This window comes from Streptomyces lycii (assembly GCF_009735685.1).
GTDB classification, from domain to species: domain Bacteria; phylum Actinomycetota; class Actinomycetes; order Streptomycetales; family Streptomycetaceae; genus Streptomyces; species Streptomyces lycii.
In genome coordinates this window covers 1-17,106 of record NZ_WHPN01000068.1, presented here as the reverse complement: position 1 = coordinate 17,106, position 17,106 = coordinate 1, and the positions used below count along the sequence as shown (strand labels likewise).

Genomic DNA, 17,106 nt, shown 5'->3' with positions numbered 1-17,106 from the left:
TGCGTGGTGACCTGGTGCACGGTCGGGGCGAAGGCGCCGTCGTCCCGGTCGAACTGGGTGAGGACCGGGCGCACGAGCTGGCCGCGGGCCAGCCGGGAGTGTGCGGTGTGGTAGATCGTGGCGGCCATCCGGCCGAGCGCCTGGCCGTCCTGGTTGCGGTGCCGGCGCACGCCCACGTCGACCTGGGCCAGCGCGTCGAGACCCGCCAGCTCCAGGGCGTCCACCAGCATCCCGATCTCGATTCCGTAGCCGACCGGGAACGGGATCTGCTCCAGCAGCGACCGGCGGGCCGCGTACTCGCCGCCGAGCGGCTGCACGAAACCGGCCAGCTGCGGCCAGTGCAGATTCAGCAGCGGGCGTGCCACCAGTTCGGTGACGCGGCCGCCGCGCTCGCCGCCGCTGCCCATGGGCCGGTCGTACATGGCCTTGACCAGCTGCAGCCCGGGATCGGTGAGCAGCGGCCCCACGATTCCGGAAACGAACTGGGATTCGAAGTCGCGCAGGTCGGCGTCGACGAAGCAGACGATCTCGCCGCTGGTCACCAGCAGCGAACGCCACAGCACCTCGCCCTTGCCCGGCGCCGCCGTGACGCGCGGCAGGACCGTGTCCCGGTGCACGACGCGGGCGCCGGCCGCGGCCGCGGCCGCCGCGGTGCCGTCGGTGCAGCCGGAGTCCATGACGACCAGCTCGTCGACGAGCGGGGTGTCCCCGGTCATCAGGTCTCTGCGTATCGTCTCGACGATCGCGCCGACCGTGGCCTCCTCGTTCAGGGCGGGGAGCACGACGCTGACCGTCCCGGCCGGACCCGCGGTCCGTTTGGCGGCGCGCAGCATGTCCAGCGGGCGTTCGGACGCGGACCAGGAGTGCCGGTCCAGCCAGAGCTTCACCTCGTCCAGCACGTCATCGTCTCCCTGTGTGGCGGGCAGGTGGGCAGATGGGCGGTGCGATGGCTTCCGCGTCAGTGCCGCATCTCGCGGTTCGGACGGCTTCCTCGACTGTCCGATCCTTCCGTTACAGTCTTGAGCAACACGCGTGAACACCGCATCTCGGGGTGGTCGCCGTGGACAAACGCCCGGGCCAGGCCCGGTGCCATACCGCTCATCCAGAGGGGCAGAGGGAACGGCCCGTTGAAGCCCCGGCAACCCTCCCGCCGGTCTCGGACCGACGCTGCGGCGTCGGGCGCGAGGCTCCCGGTGGGGAAGGTGCCAATTCCGGCTCGCGGTGAAATACGCCGCGGGGAAGATGAGGAGAAAGGGCCTCGCCTCCATGGCTGTGCAAACTGTTGCAAGCACCCCGTCGTCCGACCCGGCCGCACGGACCGGCACCGTCGATCTCGGTCCCGCCGCGGCGCTCTCCTGCCGCGAGTGCGGCGAGCGGACGCCGCTCGGCCCCGTATTCGCCTGTGAGGCCTGTTTCGGGCCGCTGGAGGTCGCCTACGACCTTCCCGGCGGCTCCGAGGCGGCCGAGGCGCTGCGCAAGCGCATCGAGGCCGGTCCGAACAACATCTGGCGGTACGCACCGCTGCTGCCCGTGCCCGCGGACGTCGCGGAGAAGCCCAATGTGAACCCCGGTTTCACCAAGCTGGTCAAGGCCGACCGCCTCGCCGCCGAGCTCGGCGTCACCGGCGGCCTGCACGTCAAGGACGACTCCGGGAATCCGACGCACTCCTTCAAGGACCGGGTCGTCGCGATCGCCGTCGAGGCGGCGCGCGCCTTCGGCTTCACCACCCTGTCCTGCTCCTCGACGGGGAACCTGGCCGGCGCGGTCGGCGCCGCCGCGGCCCGCGCGGGCCTGCGGTCCTGCGTCTTCATCCCGCACGACCTGGAGGCGGGCAAGGTCGTGATGGCCGCGGTCTACGGCGGCGACCTGGTCGGCATCGAGGGCACGTACGACGACGTGAACCGTTTCTGCAGCGAGCTGATCGGCGACCCGATCGGCGAGGGCTGGGGCTTCGTCAACGTCAATCTCCGGCCGTACTACGCCGAGGGCTCCAAGACCCTGGCGTACGAGATCTGCGAGCAGCTCGGCTGGCGGCTGCCGGACAACCTGGTCGTCCCGATCGCTTCCGGCTCCCAGCTGACGAAGATCGACAAGGGGCTGCGGGAGCTGATCTCGCTCGGCCTCGTCGAGGACAAGCCGTACAAGATCTTCGGGGCGCAGGCCGAGGGCTGCTCGCCGGTCTCGAAGGCCTTCAAGGACGGTCACGACGTGGTCCGCCCGGTCAAGCCCGACACCATCGCCAAGTCCCTGGCGATCGGCAACCCGGCCGACGGCCCGTACGTCCTGGACATCGCCCGGCGCACCGGCGGCGCGGTGGAGGACGTCACCGACGAGCAGGTCGTCGACGCGATCAAGCTGCTGGCCCGCACCGAGGGCATCTTCGCGGAGACCGCGGGCGGGGTGACCGTCGGCGTGCTGCGGAAGCTCATCGAGAGCGGCCGGCTCGACCCCGCCGGTGAGACCGTCGTGCTGAACACCGGCGACGGGCTCAAGACCCTCGACGCGGTCGCCCCGACCACGGGACCGTCCGCCACCATCCGTCCCACCCTCGAATCCTTCCGAGAGGCAGGCCTCGCATGAGCGTCACCGTCCGTATCCCGACCATTCTGCGCACCTACACCGACGGCAGGTCCGAGGTCCCGGCCGAGGGGGCGACGCTCGCCGAGGTGCTCGCCGACCTGGAGAAGAACCACCAGGGCATCGGTGCCCGGGTGCTGGACGACTCCGGCAAGCTGCGCCGCTTCGTCAACGTCTACGTCAACGACGACGACGTGCGCTTCGCCGAGGGCCTGGAGACCGCCACGCCGGACGGTGCCGGCGTCTCGATCATCCCGGCGGTCGCGGGCGGCTGACCGGCCGTCGCCGGGTCCGTCGCCGGGCCCGGGTGCACCACCCACCCTGAGTCATTGCGGTTGCCCCCTCCGTCAAAGAAGCGGAGGGGGCAATTCCGTGTCGTTGAGCGCGATACAGTTAGCCGTCCCCCCTCCGGCTGCATGCCGAGTGCATATGAGAACGCGACAACCTGTGTCCGAAGACAGACGTTGATTTGTCGCGTTGGTTCGTTATGTCCGGCCCGAGTTGCCCGGGATTATTGGGAATTCCGTAGAAAACTCCGTTCCGGCGCGGCCGGATTTCTCGTCCAGTTGACCTGTTGCAGACGGCGCATGGGCAGATACATTCAGCCGCGGTCGACGCGTTCCGGCGCACACCCTTCGGGGTGAGGTCTGACCCGGGTCCGCGAAGTGCGGTCCTGCGCAAGGGCCAGCAATAGGGGAGTTAGGAAATGGCTCAGGGCACCGTCAAGTGGTTCAACGCGGAGAAGGGGTACGGCTTCATCGCGGTCGACGGTGGTGCGGACGTCTTCGTGCACTACAGCGCGATTCAGATGGACGGCTACCGCACCCTCGAGGAAGGTCAGCGGGTCGAGTTCGAGATCTCGCAGGGCCAGAAGGGGCCGCAGGCGGACATGGTCCGCGTCGCCGGCTGAGCGCCGACCGGCCGAAACCTGGAGAAGGGCCCGCATCCACCCGGATGCGGGCCCTTCGTCTGCCCCGGGGCGGGCCTGTCTGTCCCGGGGGCGGGCGCGCGCTCCGGCGCTTGCGGCGTCCGGCCTCATCTCTCGCGCGCGGGGTCGCGCGAGAGCCGCGGGAGCCGTCGTGCGCGCCGCCGCGGGTCCGGGGCCCGGTCGCGGTCGGCGCACCGGTCCGCCTCCCCGCTCCCGCCCGGCCTCCGGGCGTGTGCGGTGCCCCGTCCGCGCCCTGCGACGCTTGCACTCGAAGGGGGTGAGTGCTAATCATTGGCGTTAGCACTCTCACGTCGAGAGTGACAGAGAAGGACCGGGTCGGTGAGGCCCGCAGGCCGCGCGGGGCAAGGGACCGTACGGCCGGCAGGCCGTCCGTCGCGGGCGCCAGCGCGGTCCGGAGAAATCCTCCCCCAGCCCACGGGGCCGGGGGGACCCCCAAGTCCTGGGAGGACCACTTCACATGGCCAAGACCATCGCGTTCGACGAGGAGGCGCGGCGCGGCCTCGAGCGCGGAATGAACCAGCTCGCCGACGCCGTCAAGGTCACACTCGGCCCCAAGGGCCGGAACGTCGTCCTCGAGAAGAAGTGGGGCGCGCCCACGATCACCAACGACGGTGTTTCCATCGCCAAGGAGATCGAGCTCGAGGACCCGTACGAGAAGATCGGCGCCGAGCTGGTCAAGGAGGTCGCGAAGAAGACGGACGACGTCGCCGGTGACGGCACGACGACCGCGACCGTCCTGGCCCAGGCGCTGGTCCGCGAAGGCCTTCGCAACGTAGCCGCGGGCGCCAACCCGATGGCCCTCAAGCGTGGCATCGAGAAGGCCGTCGAGGCCGTCTCCGCCGCCCTGCTGGAGCAGGCCAAGGACGTGGAGACCAAGGAGCAGATCGCCTCCACCGCCTCCATCTCCGCCGGCGACCCCCAGATCGGCGAGCTGATCGCCGAGGCCATGGACAAGGTCGGCAAGGAAGGCGTCATCACCGTCGAGGAGTCGCAGACCTTCGGGCTCGAGCTCGAGCTGACCGAGGGCATGCGCTTCGACAAGGGCTACATCTCCGCCTACTTCGCCACCGACATGGAGCGGATGGAGGCGTCGCTCGACGACCCGTACATCCTGATCGTCAACTCCAAGATCGGCTCGGTCAAGGACCTGCTGCCGCTCCTGGAGAAGGTCATGCAGTCCGGCAAGCCGCTGCTGATCATCGCCGAGGACGTCGAGGGCGAGGCGCTCTCGACCCTGGTCGTCAACAAGATCCGCGGCACGTTCAAGTCCGTCGCGGTCAAGGCGCCCGGCTTTGGTGACCGCCGCAAGGCCATGCTCGGCGACATCGCCATCCTCACCGGTGGCACCGTCATCTCCGAGGAGGTCGGCCTCAAGCTGGAGAACGCCGGTCTCGACCTGCTCGGCCGCGCCCGCAAGGTCGTCATCACCAAGGACGAGACGACCATCGTCGACGGTGCCGGCGACAGCGACCAGGTCCAGGGCCGGGTCAACCAGATCCGTGCCGAGATCGAGAACTCCGACTCGGACTACGACCGCGAGAAGCTCCAGGAGCGCCTCGCGAAGCTGGCCGGCGGCGTGGCCGTCATCAAGGCCGGTGCCGCCACCGAGGTGGAGCTGAAGGAGCGCAAGCACCGCATCGAGGACGCGGTGCGCAACGCCAAGGCCGCCGTCGAGGAGGGCATCGTCGCCGGTGGTGGCGTGGCCCTGCTCCAGACCGTCTCCGTGTTCGAGAAGCTCGAGCTCGAGGGCGACGAGGCCACCGGTGCGCAGGCCGTCAAGCTCGCGCTCGAGGCCCCGCTGAAGCAGATCGCGGTCAACGCCGGCCTCGAGGGCGGCGTCATCGTGGAGAAGGTCCGCAACCTCACCCCGGGTCACGGCCTCAACGCCGCGACCGGCGAGTACACGGACCTGATCTCCGAGGGCGTCATCGACCCCGCGAAGGTCACGCGCTCCGCGCTGCAGAACGCCGCGTCGATCGCCGCGCTGTTCCTCACCACCGAGGCCGTCATCGCCGACAAGCCGGAGAAGGCCGCCGCGGCCGCTCCGGGCGGCATGCCGGGCGGTGACATGGACTTCTGACCGGTCCCGGCCGCGAGGCCGGACGGTCACCGTCCCGACCAACGGGGCGGCACTCTCCACGGAGGGTGCCGCCCCGTTGGCGTTCGCCGGGGCGCCCGTGTGCGCGGGCTGCCGGCATCCGTGGCCGCGGGCTGTCCGCATCCTTGGCCCGGGCCGTCCGCAATCTCGGAGGGGGCTGTCCGCATGCTCGGAGCGGGCTGTCCGCTTGCTCGGACCGGGTTGCCGGGCGTCCACTCTGTGAGATTCCGCACCGCCGAGACACGTGTGAGAGGGCGGTGGGCGCGGGTAGCGTGCCCGTTGCTTCAATCGGAAGAAATCCTTCCGCGGCCGGTCGCCGAGTGCGTCGTCAGGGCCGAGCACCACAGCCGCCAGAGGATGCACTGCGCATGAGCACGCTCGACTCCGTGATCGTGGAGATCAACGATCACTTCTGGACCTATCTGCTGATCCCGCTGGTGGTCGGCGCCGGCCTGTACTTCACGATCCGCTCCCGGGCCGTGCAGCTGCGGCTGTTCCCGGAGATGCTGCGCGTGCTGAAGGATCCCGCGCCCGCCTCCGAGGACGGCCGCAAGCCCGTCTCCTCCTTCGGTGCCTTCACCATCTCCGCCGCCGCCCGCGTGGGCACCGGCAACGTCGCCGGTGTCGCCACGGCCATCAGCCTCGGCGGCGCGGGCGCCGTCTTCTGGATGTGGGCGATGGCGCTGATCGGTGCCGCCTCCGCGTTCGTCGAGTCCGCGCTCGCGCAGCTGTACAAGGTGCGGGACGCGGACGGCACCTTCCGCGGCGGACCGGCGTACTACATCCAGCGCGGGCTGGGGAAGCGCTGGTTCGGTGTCGTCTTCGCCGTCACCATCACCGTGACCTTCGGCCTCGTGTTCAACGCCGTGCAGTCCAACACCATCTCCGCGGTCGCCGCCTCCTCGCTGCCCGGGCAGGGCAGCGCGCTGAACGGTGTGGTCGGGCTGGCGCTGGCGGGGCTGCTGGCGCTCACCGTCTTCGGCGGGGTGCGCCGGATCGCCACCGTCACCCAGTGGCTCGTCCCCGTGATGGCGGTCCTCTACCTGCTGCTCGGCGCCGTCGTCGTGCTGCTGAACGTCGGGGACATCCCGCGGGTCCTCGCCGACATCGTCGGCGGCGCCTTCGGCTTCCGCGAGGTCGCTGCGGGCAGCATCGGCGCGGCGATCCAGCAGGGCATCCGGCGCGGCATGTTCTCCAACGAGGCGGGCCTCGGCTCCGCCCCCAACGCCGGGGCCGCGGCCGAGGTCGGCCACCCGGTCAAGCAGGGCCTCGTGCAGTCCCTCGGCGTCTTCTTCGACACGCTGGTCGTCTGCTCCATGACCGCCTTCATCATCCTGACCACGAACCCGGAGCTGAGCGGACGGCAGACCGCCGACCTCACGCAGAGCGCCCTCGTGGAGTCCCTCGGCGGCTGGGCCGGACACGCGCTGTCCCTGATCGTCTTCATGCTGGCCTTCAGCTCGATGATCGGGAACTACTACTACGGCGAGTCCAACATCGAGTTCATCACCGGGCGGAAGTGGGTGCTGCCGGGCTACCGGGCACTGGTGCTGATCGTCACCTTCCTCGGTGCCCTCGGCTCGGTGAGCGTCGTGTGGAACCTCGCCGACGTCTTCATGGGCTTCATGGCGATGGTCAACCTGATCGCGATCCTGCCGCTGTCGGCGATCGCCTTCCGGCTGCTCCAGGACTACCAGGCGCAGCGCCGCGAGGGCCTGGACCCGGTCTTCACCGTGGACCGGGTGCCGGGGATGCGCGGTGTGGACACCTGGCCCCCGCGGCGCCCGGAGCCGGCAGCGGCACCGGCGGCGGAGGGGGCGCGGACGACGGGCTGACGCGAGGCCGCCTCCGGCGCGGGATGCTGCCCTGCGCCGGGTGCGCGTCCTGGTTGTGCCCCTTGTGCCCCTTGTTCCCTCCCCGGGGGTGCGTTCCGGCTCGGCGCGGGTGCGCCACGGCCCGGCTGTTGCTACGGGGTGTGCGTCCGCCATGGGTCGGCGGAGGTGGGTCCGGGGTGTGCGTCTGCGCCCTGGATCGGCAGAGGTGGGTCCGGGCTCGGCGCAGGTGTGTTCTGGCCCGGTTCTTGGCGGGGGGTGCGGCTTGGGCGGGGGTGCGCCCCGGTCGGGCTCTTGGCCGGGGGTGTGCGCCGGGTGTGCGCTCTGCCCGGGGTCTTCGCCCGGTGTGCCCTTCGGTCGGCTCTTGGTCCGGGGTGCGCCCCGGCGGGGGTGTGCGCCCCGGCGGGCTTCGGTGCCGGGAGCGGGTCCTCCGGGAGGGGGTCTTCCACCGCATATTTACGGCCGCCTGAACGGTGCGCGGAAAGGTCACCCTATTTCCGCGGCCACCCATACACGTAAGCGTGGAAGACCCCCTCCCTCCGGGCCCGCCCCCTCCCTCCGGGCCCGCCCCCTCACGTCGGAACAGCGGCTGCCGGCCGTCCCGGGCTGGTCCCGGCCGGGTGCCGTGCGGGGGCTCGCCCTCGTCGTCGTGCGGCTACGAGCCCACGCCGGAGGCGACCGGGGTCGCCGTTTCCTCCTTGTCCGGGGCGGGCTTCGCCGGTTCGGCGGCGGGCGTCGTGGCGTCCGCGTCGGGGCCGGTGTTGAGTTCCGTCAGCATCTGCCGGCTGAAGCCGAAGAAGTACGTGGCGGCGAAGCCGGCCAGATAGCCGACCAGCAGTCCGCCCGCGTACACCGCGACCGTGGCGGCCGGCCCGCCGTTGCCGTCGAGGAGCGGGAAGAGCGCCCAGCCGGACGGACCGATGGCGGTCGAGCCGACCGAGTCGCCGAGCTGGTAGAAGAGGCCGACGAAACCGCCGCCGAACGCTCCGCCCACGCACGCCGTGACGAACGGGCGGCCCAGCGGCAGCGAGACACCGTAGATCAGCGGCTCGCCGACGCCCAGGAAACCGGCGGGGAGCGTGGAGCGGATGGTCTTGCGGATCGAGGTGTTCCGGTTGAGCCGGAAGTAGACCGCGATGGCCGCGCCGACCTGCCCGGCGCCCGCCATCGCGAGGATCGGCAGCAGCACCGTGAAGCCCTGCTGTTCGATCAGGGTGGTGTGGATCGGGATCAGCGCCTGGTGCAGCCCGAGCATGACCAGCGGCAGGAACAGCCCGCCGAGGACGAAGCCCGCGACCGCGCCGCCGGCCGAGAGCAGCCAGTCGGCGAACTCGCCGATGGCCGTGGAGACCTCACCCGCCAGGAACATCAGCCCGAAGAGCGTGACGAGCCCGGCGACCAGCACCGTCAGGGTCGGTGTGACCAGTACGTCCAGCGACTCCGGCACCCGGCGGCGGCACCACTTCTCGACCTGGGCCGCCAGCGCCGCCGCGCCCAGCGCGCCCAGGACACCGCCCTGGCCGGGGGCCAGCTCCTGCCCGAAGGCGCTGACCTCGGCCACGCCCGCGTAGACGATGATCGCCGCGACGGCGCCGCCGAGCACCGGGGTGCCGCCGAACTCCTTGGCGGTGTTGATGCCGACGAAGACGGCGATCAGCGACATGAAGCCGGAGGCGATCGCGGCCAGCGCCGGGACCAGCGGTTCGGCCCAGGTGACGTGGCCGGTGTTGACCAGGTTCGTCAGCAGGCCGTTGATGCCCGCGACGATGCCGCAGCCGATGAGCGCGGGGATCAGCGGTACGAAGATGTTCGCGATCCGGCGCAGGAACAGCTTGAACGGGGTGGCGTTCCGCGCCTTGCGCTCGGCCCTGATCGCGGCGCCCTGCGCGGCCAGTTCCTCGGCGGACGGGGTGCCGGTCCCGGCCGCTTCGTTCCCGCCGGTTCCGGTGCCGGTTCCGCTGCCCGTGCCGGGCGTGGGGTCCTGCTGCCGCTCCTCCGCCACGAGCCGCTCGAACTCGGGAGTGACCCTGGCGACCGTGCCGGGACCGAGGACGATCTGGTACGTGTCGTCCTCGACGACGCCCATCACGGCGGGCAGTGCCCTGAGGTCCTCGTCCCGGACGAGGGTGCGGTCCGCGATGCCCAGCCGGAGCCGGGTCATGCAGTGCGAGACGGATATGACGTTCGCCGCGCCGCCGACGAGCGGAAGGATCTCCTCGGCGATTCTGCGGTTCTTGTCGGGTGCTGGTGCCATGGTGCTGGTGCCTTGCCTTGCCTTGCGCTCGGTGCTGGTCTGGTGCTGGTGCTGGTGCTGGTGCTGGTGCTGGTGCTGGTGATGGCCCGGGGTGGGTGTGTGGTGCCGGACGTACGGGTGGGTACGGGGCGGCTCGGTGACGGGTGGAGGACTCAGCTTTGGCCGGCGGCGGCCAGGGCCGCGCGCAGATGGCCGTCCGCCTCGGCCAGCAGCCGGGCCGCGGTGGGGCCGTCGACCCCGCCGAGGATGGTCAGGATGGCGTTCTTCACCTCGCCGTCCGTGGCGGTGAGGGCGGCCTCGATCTCGTCGTCGGGCGCTCCGGTGGCCAGGGCGACGATCCGCCGGGAGCGGGCGCGGAGCTTGTCGTTGGAGGCGCGGACGTCGACCATCAGGTTTCCGTAGGTCTTGCCGAGCCGGATCATGGTGATCGTCGAGATCATGTTGAGCACCAGCTTCTGGGCGGTGCCCGCCTTGAGCCGGGTGGAGCCGGTGAGCAGCTCGGGCCCGGTGACCACCTCGATGCCGTACTCCGCGGCGGCGGCCAGGGCCGAGCCGGCGTTGCAGGACAGGCCGACGGTCAGCGCGCCGAGCGACCGGGCGTGCTCGACGGCGCCGATCGCGTACGGGGTGCGGCCCGAGGCGGAGATGCCGACGACCGTGTCGTCGGGGCCGATGCCGAGGGCGTCCAGGTCCGCCGCGGCCAGCTCCTTGCTGTCCTCGGCGCCCTCGACGGAGCGGACCATCGCGGACGGGCCGCCCGCGATCAGGCCGACGACCTCCTCCGGGTCGGTGTTGAAGGTCGGCGGGCACTCGCTCGCGTCGAGCACACCGAGCCGACCGGCGGTGCCGGCGCCCGCGTAGACCAGCCGTCCGCCGCGGGCCATGCGCTCCGCGGCGGCGTCGACGGCCGCGGCGATCCGCGGCAGTTCGGCGGCCACGGCGTCGGGCACGGTCCCGTCCTCGCCGTTCATGATCCGGGCGATCTCCTGCGTCGGCTTCCGGTCGATGTCGGCCAGCTCGCTGCGGAACGCCTCGGTGGTCAGCGTGTCCAGTTGGGCCCGGAGCTGTCCGTAGCGGGACGGGGCCGGGTCGGCGGTGGAGGTCATGGTGCGGCTCTTTCGTCGGGCGGGGCGGCCGGTGGTCGCTGCGGCCGTGGTGCGCGGTGCGGTGATGCGGGGTGCGGTGGTGCTGGGTGCTGGGTGCTGGGTCTGAGTGCCGGTGCCGGTTCGCGGTCCGGCGGGTCGGGGCGGCGGCGGGCCCGGGGCCCGGGGGGCAGGGGGCGGAGCGGTCGGGTTCGGGTGGTCGGGTGCGGCTGTGGTCGGTGGCCGCCGGTTGGCGGTTGGCGGAGCCGGTCGGGTGGGCCGGGGGAGCCGGGTCGGGCGGGGCTGGTCGGGCGAGCCCGGCGGCGTTGGGCCGGGCGGGCCGGGCCGGTGCGCCGGTCAGCGGTGGCGCGGGTTGTGCCGGTGGGCCAGTGCCTCGTAGGAGGCGGAGAGCGCCGGGGCGGCGGTTTCGTACGTCCGTTGCGCGACGCCTATGAAGAGGCAGTCGACGACGAGCAGCTGGCTGGTGCGGCTGGACATCGCGGCGGGGCGCAGCTCGCTCTCCCGGGCCGTCGAGGTCGTCAGGACGTGGTCGGCGCACTGCGCGATCTCGCCGTCCGGCCGGCCGGTGATCGCCACGGTCGTGGCGCCGTGGTCGAACGCGGCGCGGAGCGGCTCGATGACGTCGACCGTACGGCCGGAGTGGGTGATCGCGATGGCGACGTCGCCGCCGCGCAGCTGCACGGCGTTGGTGACGGCGAGGTGCGGATCGGCGTGCGCGTGCGCCAGCAGGCCGATGCGGAGCAGCTTCTGCACCAGGTCGTGGGCGACGAGGTTGGACGCGCCGATGCCGTACACGTCGATGCGCCGGGCCGCCGCGATCGCTCCGACGGCCGCTTCGAGCTGTCCGGTGTCGAGCCCGGCCGCGGTGTCGGCGAGGCACTGCTGCTCCTCCCGGGCGAGCTTGGCGACCACGTCGGGGAGCGGGTCGTCGACCGCTATGTCCGCGGTGACGGCGGGGGCGGCGCCCGACTGCTGCTGCGCGGCGAGTCCGGCCAGCGCCAGCCGCAGGTCGCGGTAACCGGGATAGCCCAGCACCCGGGCCGTGCGGACGACGGTCGCCTCGCTCGTTGCCGTACGCTCGGCGAGACCGGTGACGGTGAGCGCCGCGCAGCCCGCCGGGTCACCGGCCACCGTCTCGGCGACCCGCTGCATCGAGCGGGTCATCGACGGCGCCAGCGTCCGCACCTTGGCCGCGAGGGCCGCCGGTGCGGGCGGGGCCGCCTCGGGCACCGGACGGCGCGGCGCGGGGGCCGCCGGACCGGGTGCCGTGCCGGCCGCCGGAACGGGCGCCTCGGAGGGCGCCTCGTCGGCGCTGAAAGTTTCCTTCAGTGGGCTGCTCACGTCTGGAAGGTATTTTCAGTCACTCGTCGCCGTCAAGACCCCTCGGACGGGGGAGACGTACGGAACGCGTGGGCCGTCCGGTGCGGACGTCACCCGCGCGGGAGAATGGAGTCATGGAGTTCGAACAGGCACTGCACGCGGCGCGCGCCCTGGTGATCGCCGACCTGACGGCGGGCGGCGTGGCCGACGCCGACATCGTCTCGCTGGTCGAGGACTCGGTGTCGCACCGCCGTTGGTGGGTCGAGCAGTGGCCGGAAGGCGCGGGCTTCGTGGCCGGCCTGGTCGCGCAGGACGTCCAGGACGCGCTGCTGGAACGGTACGGCCGCTGGCCGCTGTGCCCGGTGTGCACCGAGGGCGGCGACCCGCACGCGCTGGACGTGGAACCGGAACTGGGCGCCGATCCGCACTGGGTCTGCGCGAAGACGTCGGTCGCGGTCGCGCCGGTCGGCGGCCTCGGCGCCGTCCTCGGGAAGTGAGCCCCGTTCCGGGGCCGGGGGCCCAGGGAGGCGGGAGGCGGGAGTGAGCCGGTGACGGTCTACATCGACCCGCCGACCTGGCCGGGCCACGGCCGGATGTGGTCACACCTGGTCAGCGATGTCTCGTACGAGGAACTGCACGCCTTCGCCGAGCGCCTGGGCGCCCCGCGCCGTGCCTTCGAGCGCGACCACTACGACCTCCCCGCCGAACGCTACCGGTCGGCGGTGGAACTGGGCGCGGTCGAGGTCGGCTGCAAGGAACTGCTGCGCAGGCTGACGGAGGCGGGACTGCGCCGCCCGAAGAACCGGGGGCCGGGCGCCCGCTGAACGGCCGGCGGCCGCCCGGTCCCGGAGCCCGGTTTTCCCGAAGAGCCGCTGTACGTGTCCCGCGGGCAACCGGCCGTCCGTCGCGCCCGGCCGCCGGCGGCGGAAGGTCCGGGGCGGGGAGCCGCCGGGCCGGTACGGCTCAGAAGCGTCCCACCGCCACGAAGACGCACACCGCCAGCAGCGTGACCGTGGACGCGACGGCCGCCGCCTCGCGCGCGGCGCCGCGGCCCTGCCGCACGTTCCGGCGCAGCAGCAGCACATGACTGCTGATCGCGCCGCACATCACGATCGCGAGCCCCACGGCCGCCAGCGGCGTCAGCACCGGGGCGATGCCCGTGGCCCACGGCAGGATCAGACCGGCCGCCGCCAGCACCTCGCAGGCCGCGGTCCCGCGGAGCACCGGCAGCGGGAACGGCTCGACGCCCGTCTGTCCCGAAGCGATCAGCCGCTCCTTCGACCAGGTGCCCTTCGCCACCCCCGAGACCAGGAACAGGAGGGCGAGGAAGATCTGGGCGGCCCACAGCGCGACGTTCATCGTGCGGCTCCTTCCGGCGTTCCGGTGCGAGGGCGGCGTCTGCCATCCTGCCCCTTGGACGAAGGAAGCGCACGGGATGTGACGTACGGGCGCGGCCGCGCCGGGTCAGCGCGCTGCGTCCTCCCGGCCGTCACCGCCGCCGTCCCCGCGTCCGGCCGCCGCGGCGGCTGCCGCAGTGGTCGCCGCAGCGGTCGCCTCGGCCGGGGACGGGGTGCCGGAGAGGACGCCGGAGGGTACGTCGGACGGGCCCGCGGCGGAGCCCGCGACCACCCGGGTCGGCGTACGGCGGTGCATGCGCAGCGACACGGCGAGGGTGCCGATCGCGACGGCGGTCAGGGCGGCGCCGGCCCACGCGGTGGCGGTGAAGCCGTAACCGGCGTCGATGACCAGGCCGCCGAGCCAGGGGCCGCCCGCGTTGCCGAGGTTGAACGACGCCGTGACGGTCGCCGCCGCCAGGGTCGGGGCGGCGCCCGCGACGTCGAACATCCGGGCGTTGAGCGCGGGCGCCGTACCGAAGGCGGAGGCGCCGAGCAGGAAGGACAGCGCGATCACGGCTGCCGGGATCCCCGCGGTCAGGGCCAGCGCCACGAGCAGCACCGTGGAGGCGGCCGTACCGCTGAGCAGCACCCCGAACAGGTGCCGGTCCGCGAGCCGCCCGCCGACGGTGGAGCCGACCAGCGCGCCGACCCCGAACAGCGCGAGCACCGCCGGCACCCAGCTGTCGGCCAGCCCGGCGACATCGGTGAGCAGCGGGGCCAGGTAGCTGAAGAAGCAGAAGACGCCGCCGCCCGCGAGCGCGGTCGCCACGATGGCGAGCCAGACCTGCCGGTCGGCGTAGATCCGGAACTCCTTGCTGACCTTCGGCCGCTCCTCGGGGACCGGGATGCGCGGAATCAGCGCGACCACGCCGACGAGCGCGACGGCGGACGCGGCCGCCACCGCCCAGAACGCCGACCGCCAGCCGAAGTGCTCACCGAGGAAGGCGCCTGCCGGCACCCCGAGCACGTTCGCGATGGACAGCCCGCCGATCATCACGGCCAGCGCCCGGGCCCGCGCGGTCACCGGGACGGTGGCGACGGCGACCGCCGCGCCGAGCGCCCAGAAGCCCGCGCAGGCCAGGGCGGAGACGACGCGGGAGACGAACAGCAGCTCGTAGTTCGGGGCCAGCGCGCCGGCGACCTGGCCGAGCCCGAAGACCGACAGCAGCGCGACGAGGGTGGCCCGGCGCGGCAGACGCAGGGTCGCGACGGCGAGCAGCGGGGCACCGACGACCATGCCGACCGCGAACGCGGATATCAGCAGCCCGGCCTGCGGAATCGATACGTCCATGTCGGCGGCGATCGGCGGCAGCAGCCCCGACAGCATGAACTCGGACGTGCCGAGCGAGAAGACGGCGAGGCCGAGCATGTAGACGGCGACGGGCATGCGGGATCGGTCATCGGGCATGACGGCGCCAACACCGCGGCGGAGTGGACCATTCCCGTTCCGCCGGACGGGATCGCTCGGATTGGCCCGGACACGAGGCCCTGCCGGAAGGCGGCCCATGCGCGGAGCGTGCAGCGCAGCGGGGCGATGTCGCGTCGCTCGGAGTCGCGGACGGCCATCGCCCCGCCGGGGAGGGCGGCGACCTCGACGCAGTGCCTTCGCCGCCGGCGGATGCCTTCGGCCCTGTCCCGGTTGACAGGTCGTGCACGTGGGGCTGTGCCTTCGGCTCGGCCATCCCCGGTGCCCTTTCTCCACTTTCGCGATTCGGGCGAGCGAGTCCTCCACCGGAAGGGCCGCCGCCGGGATGCGGCCGGAAGCCCTGGCGAAGGGCGCCACGTCGTCGCCCTCGGCGTACGCCGCGCCGCTGACGTTCCGGGGAGCTGGTGCGGCGGTGGCCGGGAGTTTCACGTCCGGAAGTACCCCGCTCCTTCTGGAGCGGCATCGTCACCGGGCGCGACAGGCGGCCGGAGCACCGCGTGTCAGGGTGCCGCCGTGAGCAGTTCCAGCTCCGTCGTCAGGTTGCGGCGTGCCGTGTGCTCCCAGTGTTCGCCCATCGGGGTGCGGAACAGCCGTTCCAGGCCGAGGAGTTGGCGCAGCACCGCCGCGCGTCCCTCGCGGAAGACGTCGTCCGGGACGAAGCCGTACTCCTCGCGGACGGCTGCCGCGTACGCCGCGTACTCCTCCGGGTCGCCCGCCAGCACCGCGAGATCCGCGTCGCAGAGCACCTCGCCGTTGGTGTCGCCCGGGTCCGGGTCGTGGTACTCGGTGAGCCGTACGAGCCGGGCCGCCTCCGCCGTGCGCACCGGTGACACGCCGGCCTCCGGCAGCGCCAGTTCGGCGAGGCGGGCGCTGCGCTCCTCGTTCTCCGAGCGGTCCGGGCGGTAGACCGCGTCGTGGAACCAGGCCGCGAGCCGTACGGCGTCCGGGTCCGCGCAGTGCCCGCCGATCGCGTCGATCCGGTCGAGCACCGCCGTGAGGTGTTCGACCGTGTGGTAGCGCCGCTGCGGCTCGCTCCAGCGTTCGAGCAGCTTCTCGCCGTACGGAACGGGATCCGGGCGGGCGCCGCCCTCCGGTCCGCTGTCCTCCTGGCAGCGGTCCATGAGTGCGGTCCAGCGGTCGAGCAGCGTGACGGCCATGGATTCATTGTGGTACCGGCGGCCACGGCTGTCGCGGGGGCCTCTTCTGTGGCAATCTTGGAAACATGTCTAGACCAATGCTCGAGGTGATCGCCCTCGACCCCGCCGACGCGGTCGCGGCGCAGGCCGGAGGGGCGGACCGGCTCGAACTGGTCACCGACATCGCGGCCGACGGCCTCACCCCGTCCCGCGAGACCTTCGCCGCCGTCCGGGCCGCCACGGACCTCCCGCTGCGGGTGATGCTCCGTACGGCCGACGGCTTCGCGGCCGGTGACGTCGACGCGCTGTGCGCGCTGGCCGAGGGGCTGCTCGCGGAGGGCGCCGACGCGTTCGTGCTGGGCTTTCTCGACCACGAGGGGCGCCCGGACCTCGTCGCGGTGGAAATGCTGATCGCGGTGATCGAGGGCTGCCGGTGGACCTTCCACCGGGCCGTCGACCGGACGGTGGACCGCGACGCGCTGCGCAAGGAACTCGCCGACCTGCCCGGCCTCGACACCTACCTCACGGCCGGTGCGCCGACCGGCGTCGACGACGGTCTTCCCGTGCTGCTGGCGGAGGCGGCCCAGGCCGGGCAGCCGGGATACGAGCCCCGGCTGATGGCGGGCGGCGGCCTCCGTCTGGACCATGTGCCGCGGCTGCTCGCGGGCGGTGTCGACGCCTTCCACATCGGCGGCGCGGCGCGCCCCGCGGGCTGGGACGCACCGGTCTCGGCGGACGCGGTACGGATCTGGCGCGAGGAACTGGAGGCGGCCGGAGGCCGCGGCGCGGCCGCTCGGCCGGACAACTGAGGCGCCGGCGAGGCGCCGGCGGTCCCGGAAGCCGTCGGGAAGCCGGTCGGGGCCCGGTCGGGGCCCTGACGGACCCGGGTCGGGAGCCTGGCGGACCCAAGTCCGGAGTCTGTCGGACCCGGGTCGGGAGCCTGGCGGATCCGCCGGACTCCTGTCGGATCCGCCGGGCTCCGGCCGGGCCCTTCGGCGGCGGCCGGGGCGGTTC

General features: G+C 72.6%; 16 protein-coding genes and 1 riboswitch. Of the genes, 8 read left to right on the top strand and 8 right to left on the bottom strand.

Going from position 1 to position 17,106, the window contains the following annotated elements:
- A partial coding sequence (locus GCU69_RS03410; RefSeq protein ID WP_156205092.1) for a glucosyl-3-phosphoglycerate synthase occupies nt 1–899 on the bottom strand: 899 nt, incomplete at its 3' end.
- Nucleotides 900–1,095: 196 nt separating this feature from the next.
- Nucleotides 1,096–1,249: riboswitch (SAM riboswitch) on the top strand.
- A gap of 17 nt (nt 1,250–1,266) precedes the next feature.
- On the opposite strand from GCU69_RS03410, the gene thrC reads away from it, so the two are divergent.
- The 5 genes from thrC (at nt 1,267) to GCU69_RS03385 (ending at nt 7,459) form a co-directional block, all read left to right on the top strand.
- Nucleotides 1,267–2,580 (top strand): threonine synthase, encoded by a 1,314-nt coding sequence (gene thrC, locus GCU69_RS03405; protein WP_235978187.1) that lies wholly within the window; start codon nt 1,267–1,269, stop codon nt 2,578–2,580.
- The gene (locus tag GCU69_RS03400; RefSeq protein WP_156205091.1) at nt 2,577–2,852 is read left to right on the top strand and encodes a MoaD/ThiS family protein; all 276 of its coding nucleotides are present in this window, start codon (nt 2,577–2,579) and stop codon (nt 2,850–2,852) included. The genes thrC and GCU69_RS03400 overlap by 4 nt, the downstream gene beginning before the upstream one ends.
- 431 nt (nt 2,853–3,283) lie before the next feature.
- A complete protein-coding gene (locus GCU69_RS03395; protein WP_003986833.1) occupies nt 3,284–3,487 on the top strand; it encodes a cold-shock protein in 204 nt (67 codons plus the stop codon).
- Nucleotides 3,488–3,983: 496 nt separating this feature from the next.
- On the top strand, nt 3,984–5,606 hold the full coding sequence (groL, locus tag GCU69_RS03390) for a chaperonin GroEL (protein ID WP_098753165.1): 1,623 nt from the start codon (nt 3,984–3,986) through the stop codon (nt 5,604–5,606).
- 386 nt (nt 5,607–5,992) lie between these two features.
- Nucleotides 5,993–7,459, top strand: a complete 1,467-nt coding sequence (locus GCU69_RS03385; RefSeq protein ID WP_156205090.1) for an alanine/glycine:cation symporter family protein — start codon at nt 5,993–5,995, stop codon at nt 7,457–7,459.
- Nucleotides 7,460–8,111: 652 nt separating this feature from the next.
- Here GCU69_RS03385 and GCU69_RS03380 read toward each other — a convergent pair.
- The 3 genes from GCU69_RS03380 to GCU69_RS03370 form a co-directional block, all read right to left on the bottom strand.
- On the bottom strand, nt 8,112–9,710 hold the full coding sequence (locus tag GCU69_RS03380) for a PTS transporter subunit EIIC (RefSeq protein ID WP_098753209.1): 1,599 nt from the start codon (nt 9,708–9,710) through the stop codon (nt 8,112–8,114).
- A gap of 152 nt (nt 9,711–9,862) precedes the next feature.
- The gene (murQ, locus tag GCU69_RS03375) at nt 9,863–10,816 is read right to left on the bottom strand and encodes an N-acetylmuramic acid 6-phosphate etherase (RefSeq protein ID WP_156205089.1); all 954 of its coding nucleotides are present in this window, start codon (nt 10,814–10,816) and stop codon (nt 9,863–9,865) included.
- A gap of 333 nt (nt 10,817–11,149) precedes the next feature.
- Nucleotides 11,150–12,154: a MurR/RpiR family transcriptional regulator gene (locus tag GCU69_RS03370; RefSeq protein ID WP_408055754.1), complete on the bottom strand. Its 1,005-nt coding sequence runs from the start codon at nt 12,152–12,154 to the stop codon at nt 11,150–11,152.
- Between the two features lie 113 nt (nt 12,155–12,267).
- Here GCU69_RS03370 and GCU69_RS03365 point away from each other — a divergent pair, with 113 nt between their 5' ends.
- Complete coding sequence (locus GCU69_RS03365) at nt 12,268–12,630, top strand: hypothetical protein (protein WP_098753211.1); 363 nt, start codon at nt 12,268–12,270, stop codon at nt 12,628–12,630.
- A 51-nt stretch (nt 12,631–12,681) separates the two neighbouring features.
- Nucleotides 12,682–12,957 carry a DUF4031 domain-containing protein gene (locus tag GCU69_RS03360; RefSeq protein ID WP_098753212.1) on the top strand — a complete coding sequence of 92 codons (276 nt, stop codon included), beginning with the start codon at nt 12,682–12,684 and terminating at the stop codon, nt 12,955–12,957.
- A 139-nt stretch (nt 12,958–13,096) separates the two neighbouring features.
- Here the strand turns inward: GCU69_RS03360 and GCU69_RS03355 are convergent, their stop codons facing one another.
- From GCU69_RS03355 to GCU69_RS03340, 4 genes are all read right to left on the bottom strand, one after another.
- Entirely contained in the window at nt 13,097–13,492 is a 396-nt protein-coding gene (locus tag GCU69_RS03355) for a DoxX family protein (RefSeq protein WP_098753213.1), read from the bottom strand.
- Nucleotides 13,493–13,597: 105 nt separating this feature from the next.
- Nucleotides 13,598–14,899 (bottom strand): Cmx/CmrA family chloramphenicol efflux MFS transporter, encoded by a 1,302-nt coding sequence (locus tag GCU69_RS03350; RefSeq protein ID WP_235978189.1) that lies wholly within the window; start codon nt 14,897–14,899, stop codon nt 13,598–13,600.
- Entirely contained in the window at nt 14,788–15,096 is a 309-nt protein-coding gene (locus GCU69_RS33415) for a DUF397 domain-containing protein (RefSeq protein ID WP_235978186.1), read from the bottom strand. The genes GCU69_RS03350 and GCU69_RS33415 overlap by 112 nt, the downstream gene beginning before the upstream one ends.
- A 360-nt stretch (nt 15,097–15,456) precedes the next feature.
- Nucleotides 15,457–16,077: an HD domain-containing protein gene (locus GCU69_RS03340; protein ID WP_098753217.1), complete on the bottom strand. Its 621-nt coding sequence runs from the start codon at nt 16,075–16,077 to the stop codon at nt 15,457–15,459.
- Nucleotides 16,078–16,178: 101 nt separating this feature from the next.
- On the opposite strand from GCU69_RS03340, the gene GCU69_RS03335 reads away from it, so the two are divergent.
- Nucleotides 16,179–16,901, top strand: coding sequence for a copper homeostasis protein CutC (locus GCU69_RS03335; protein WP_098753215.1), 723 nt, complete (start codon nt 16,179–16,181; stop codon nt 16,899–16,901).
- Nucleotides 16,902–17,106: the final 205 nt, after the last annotated feature.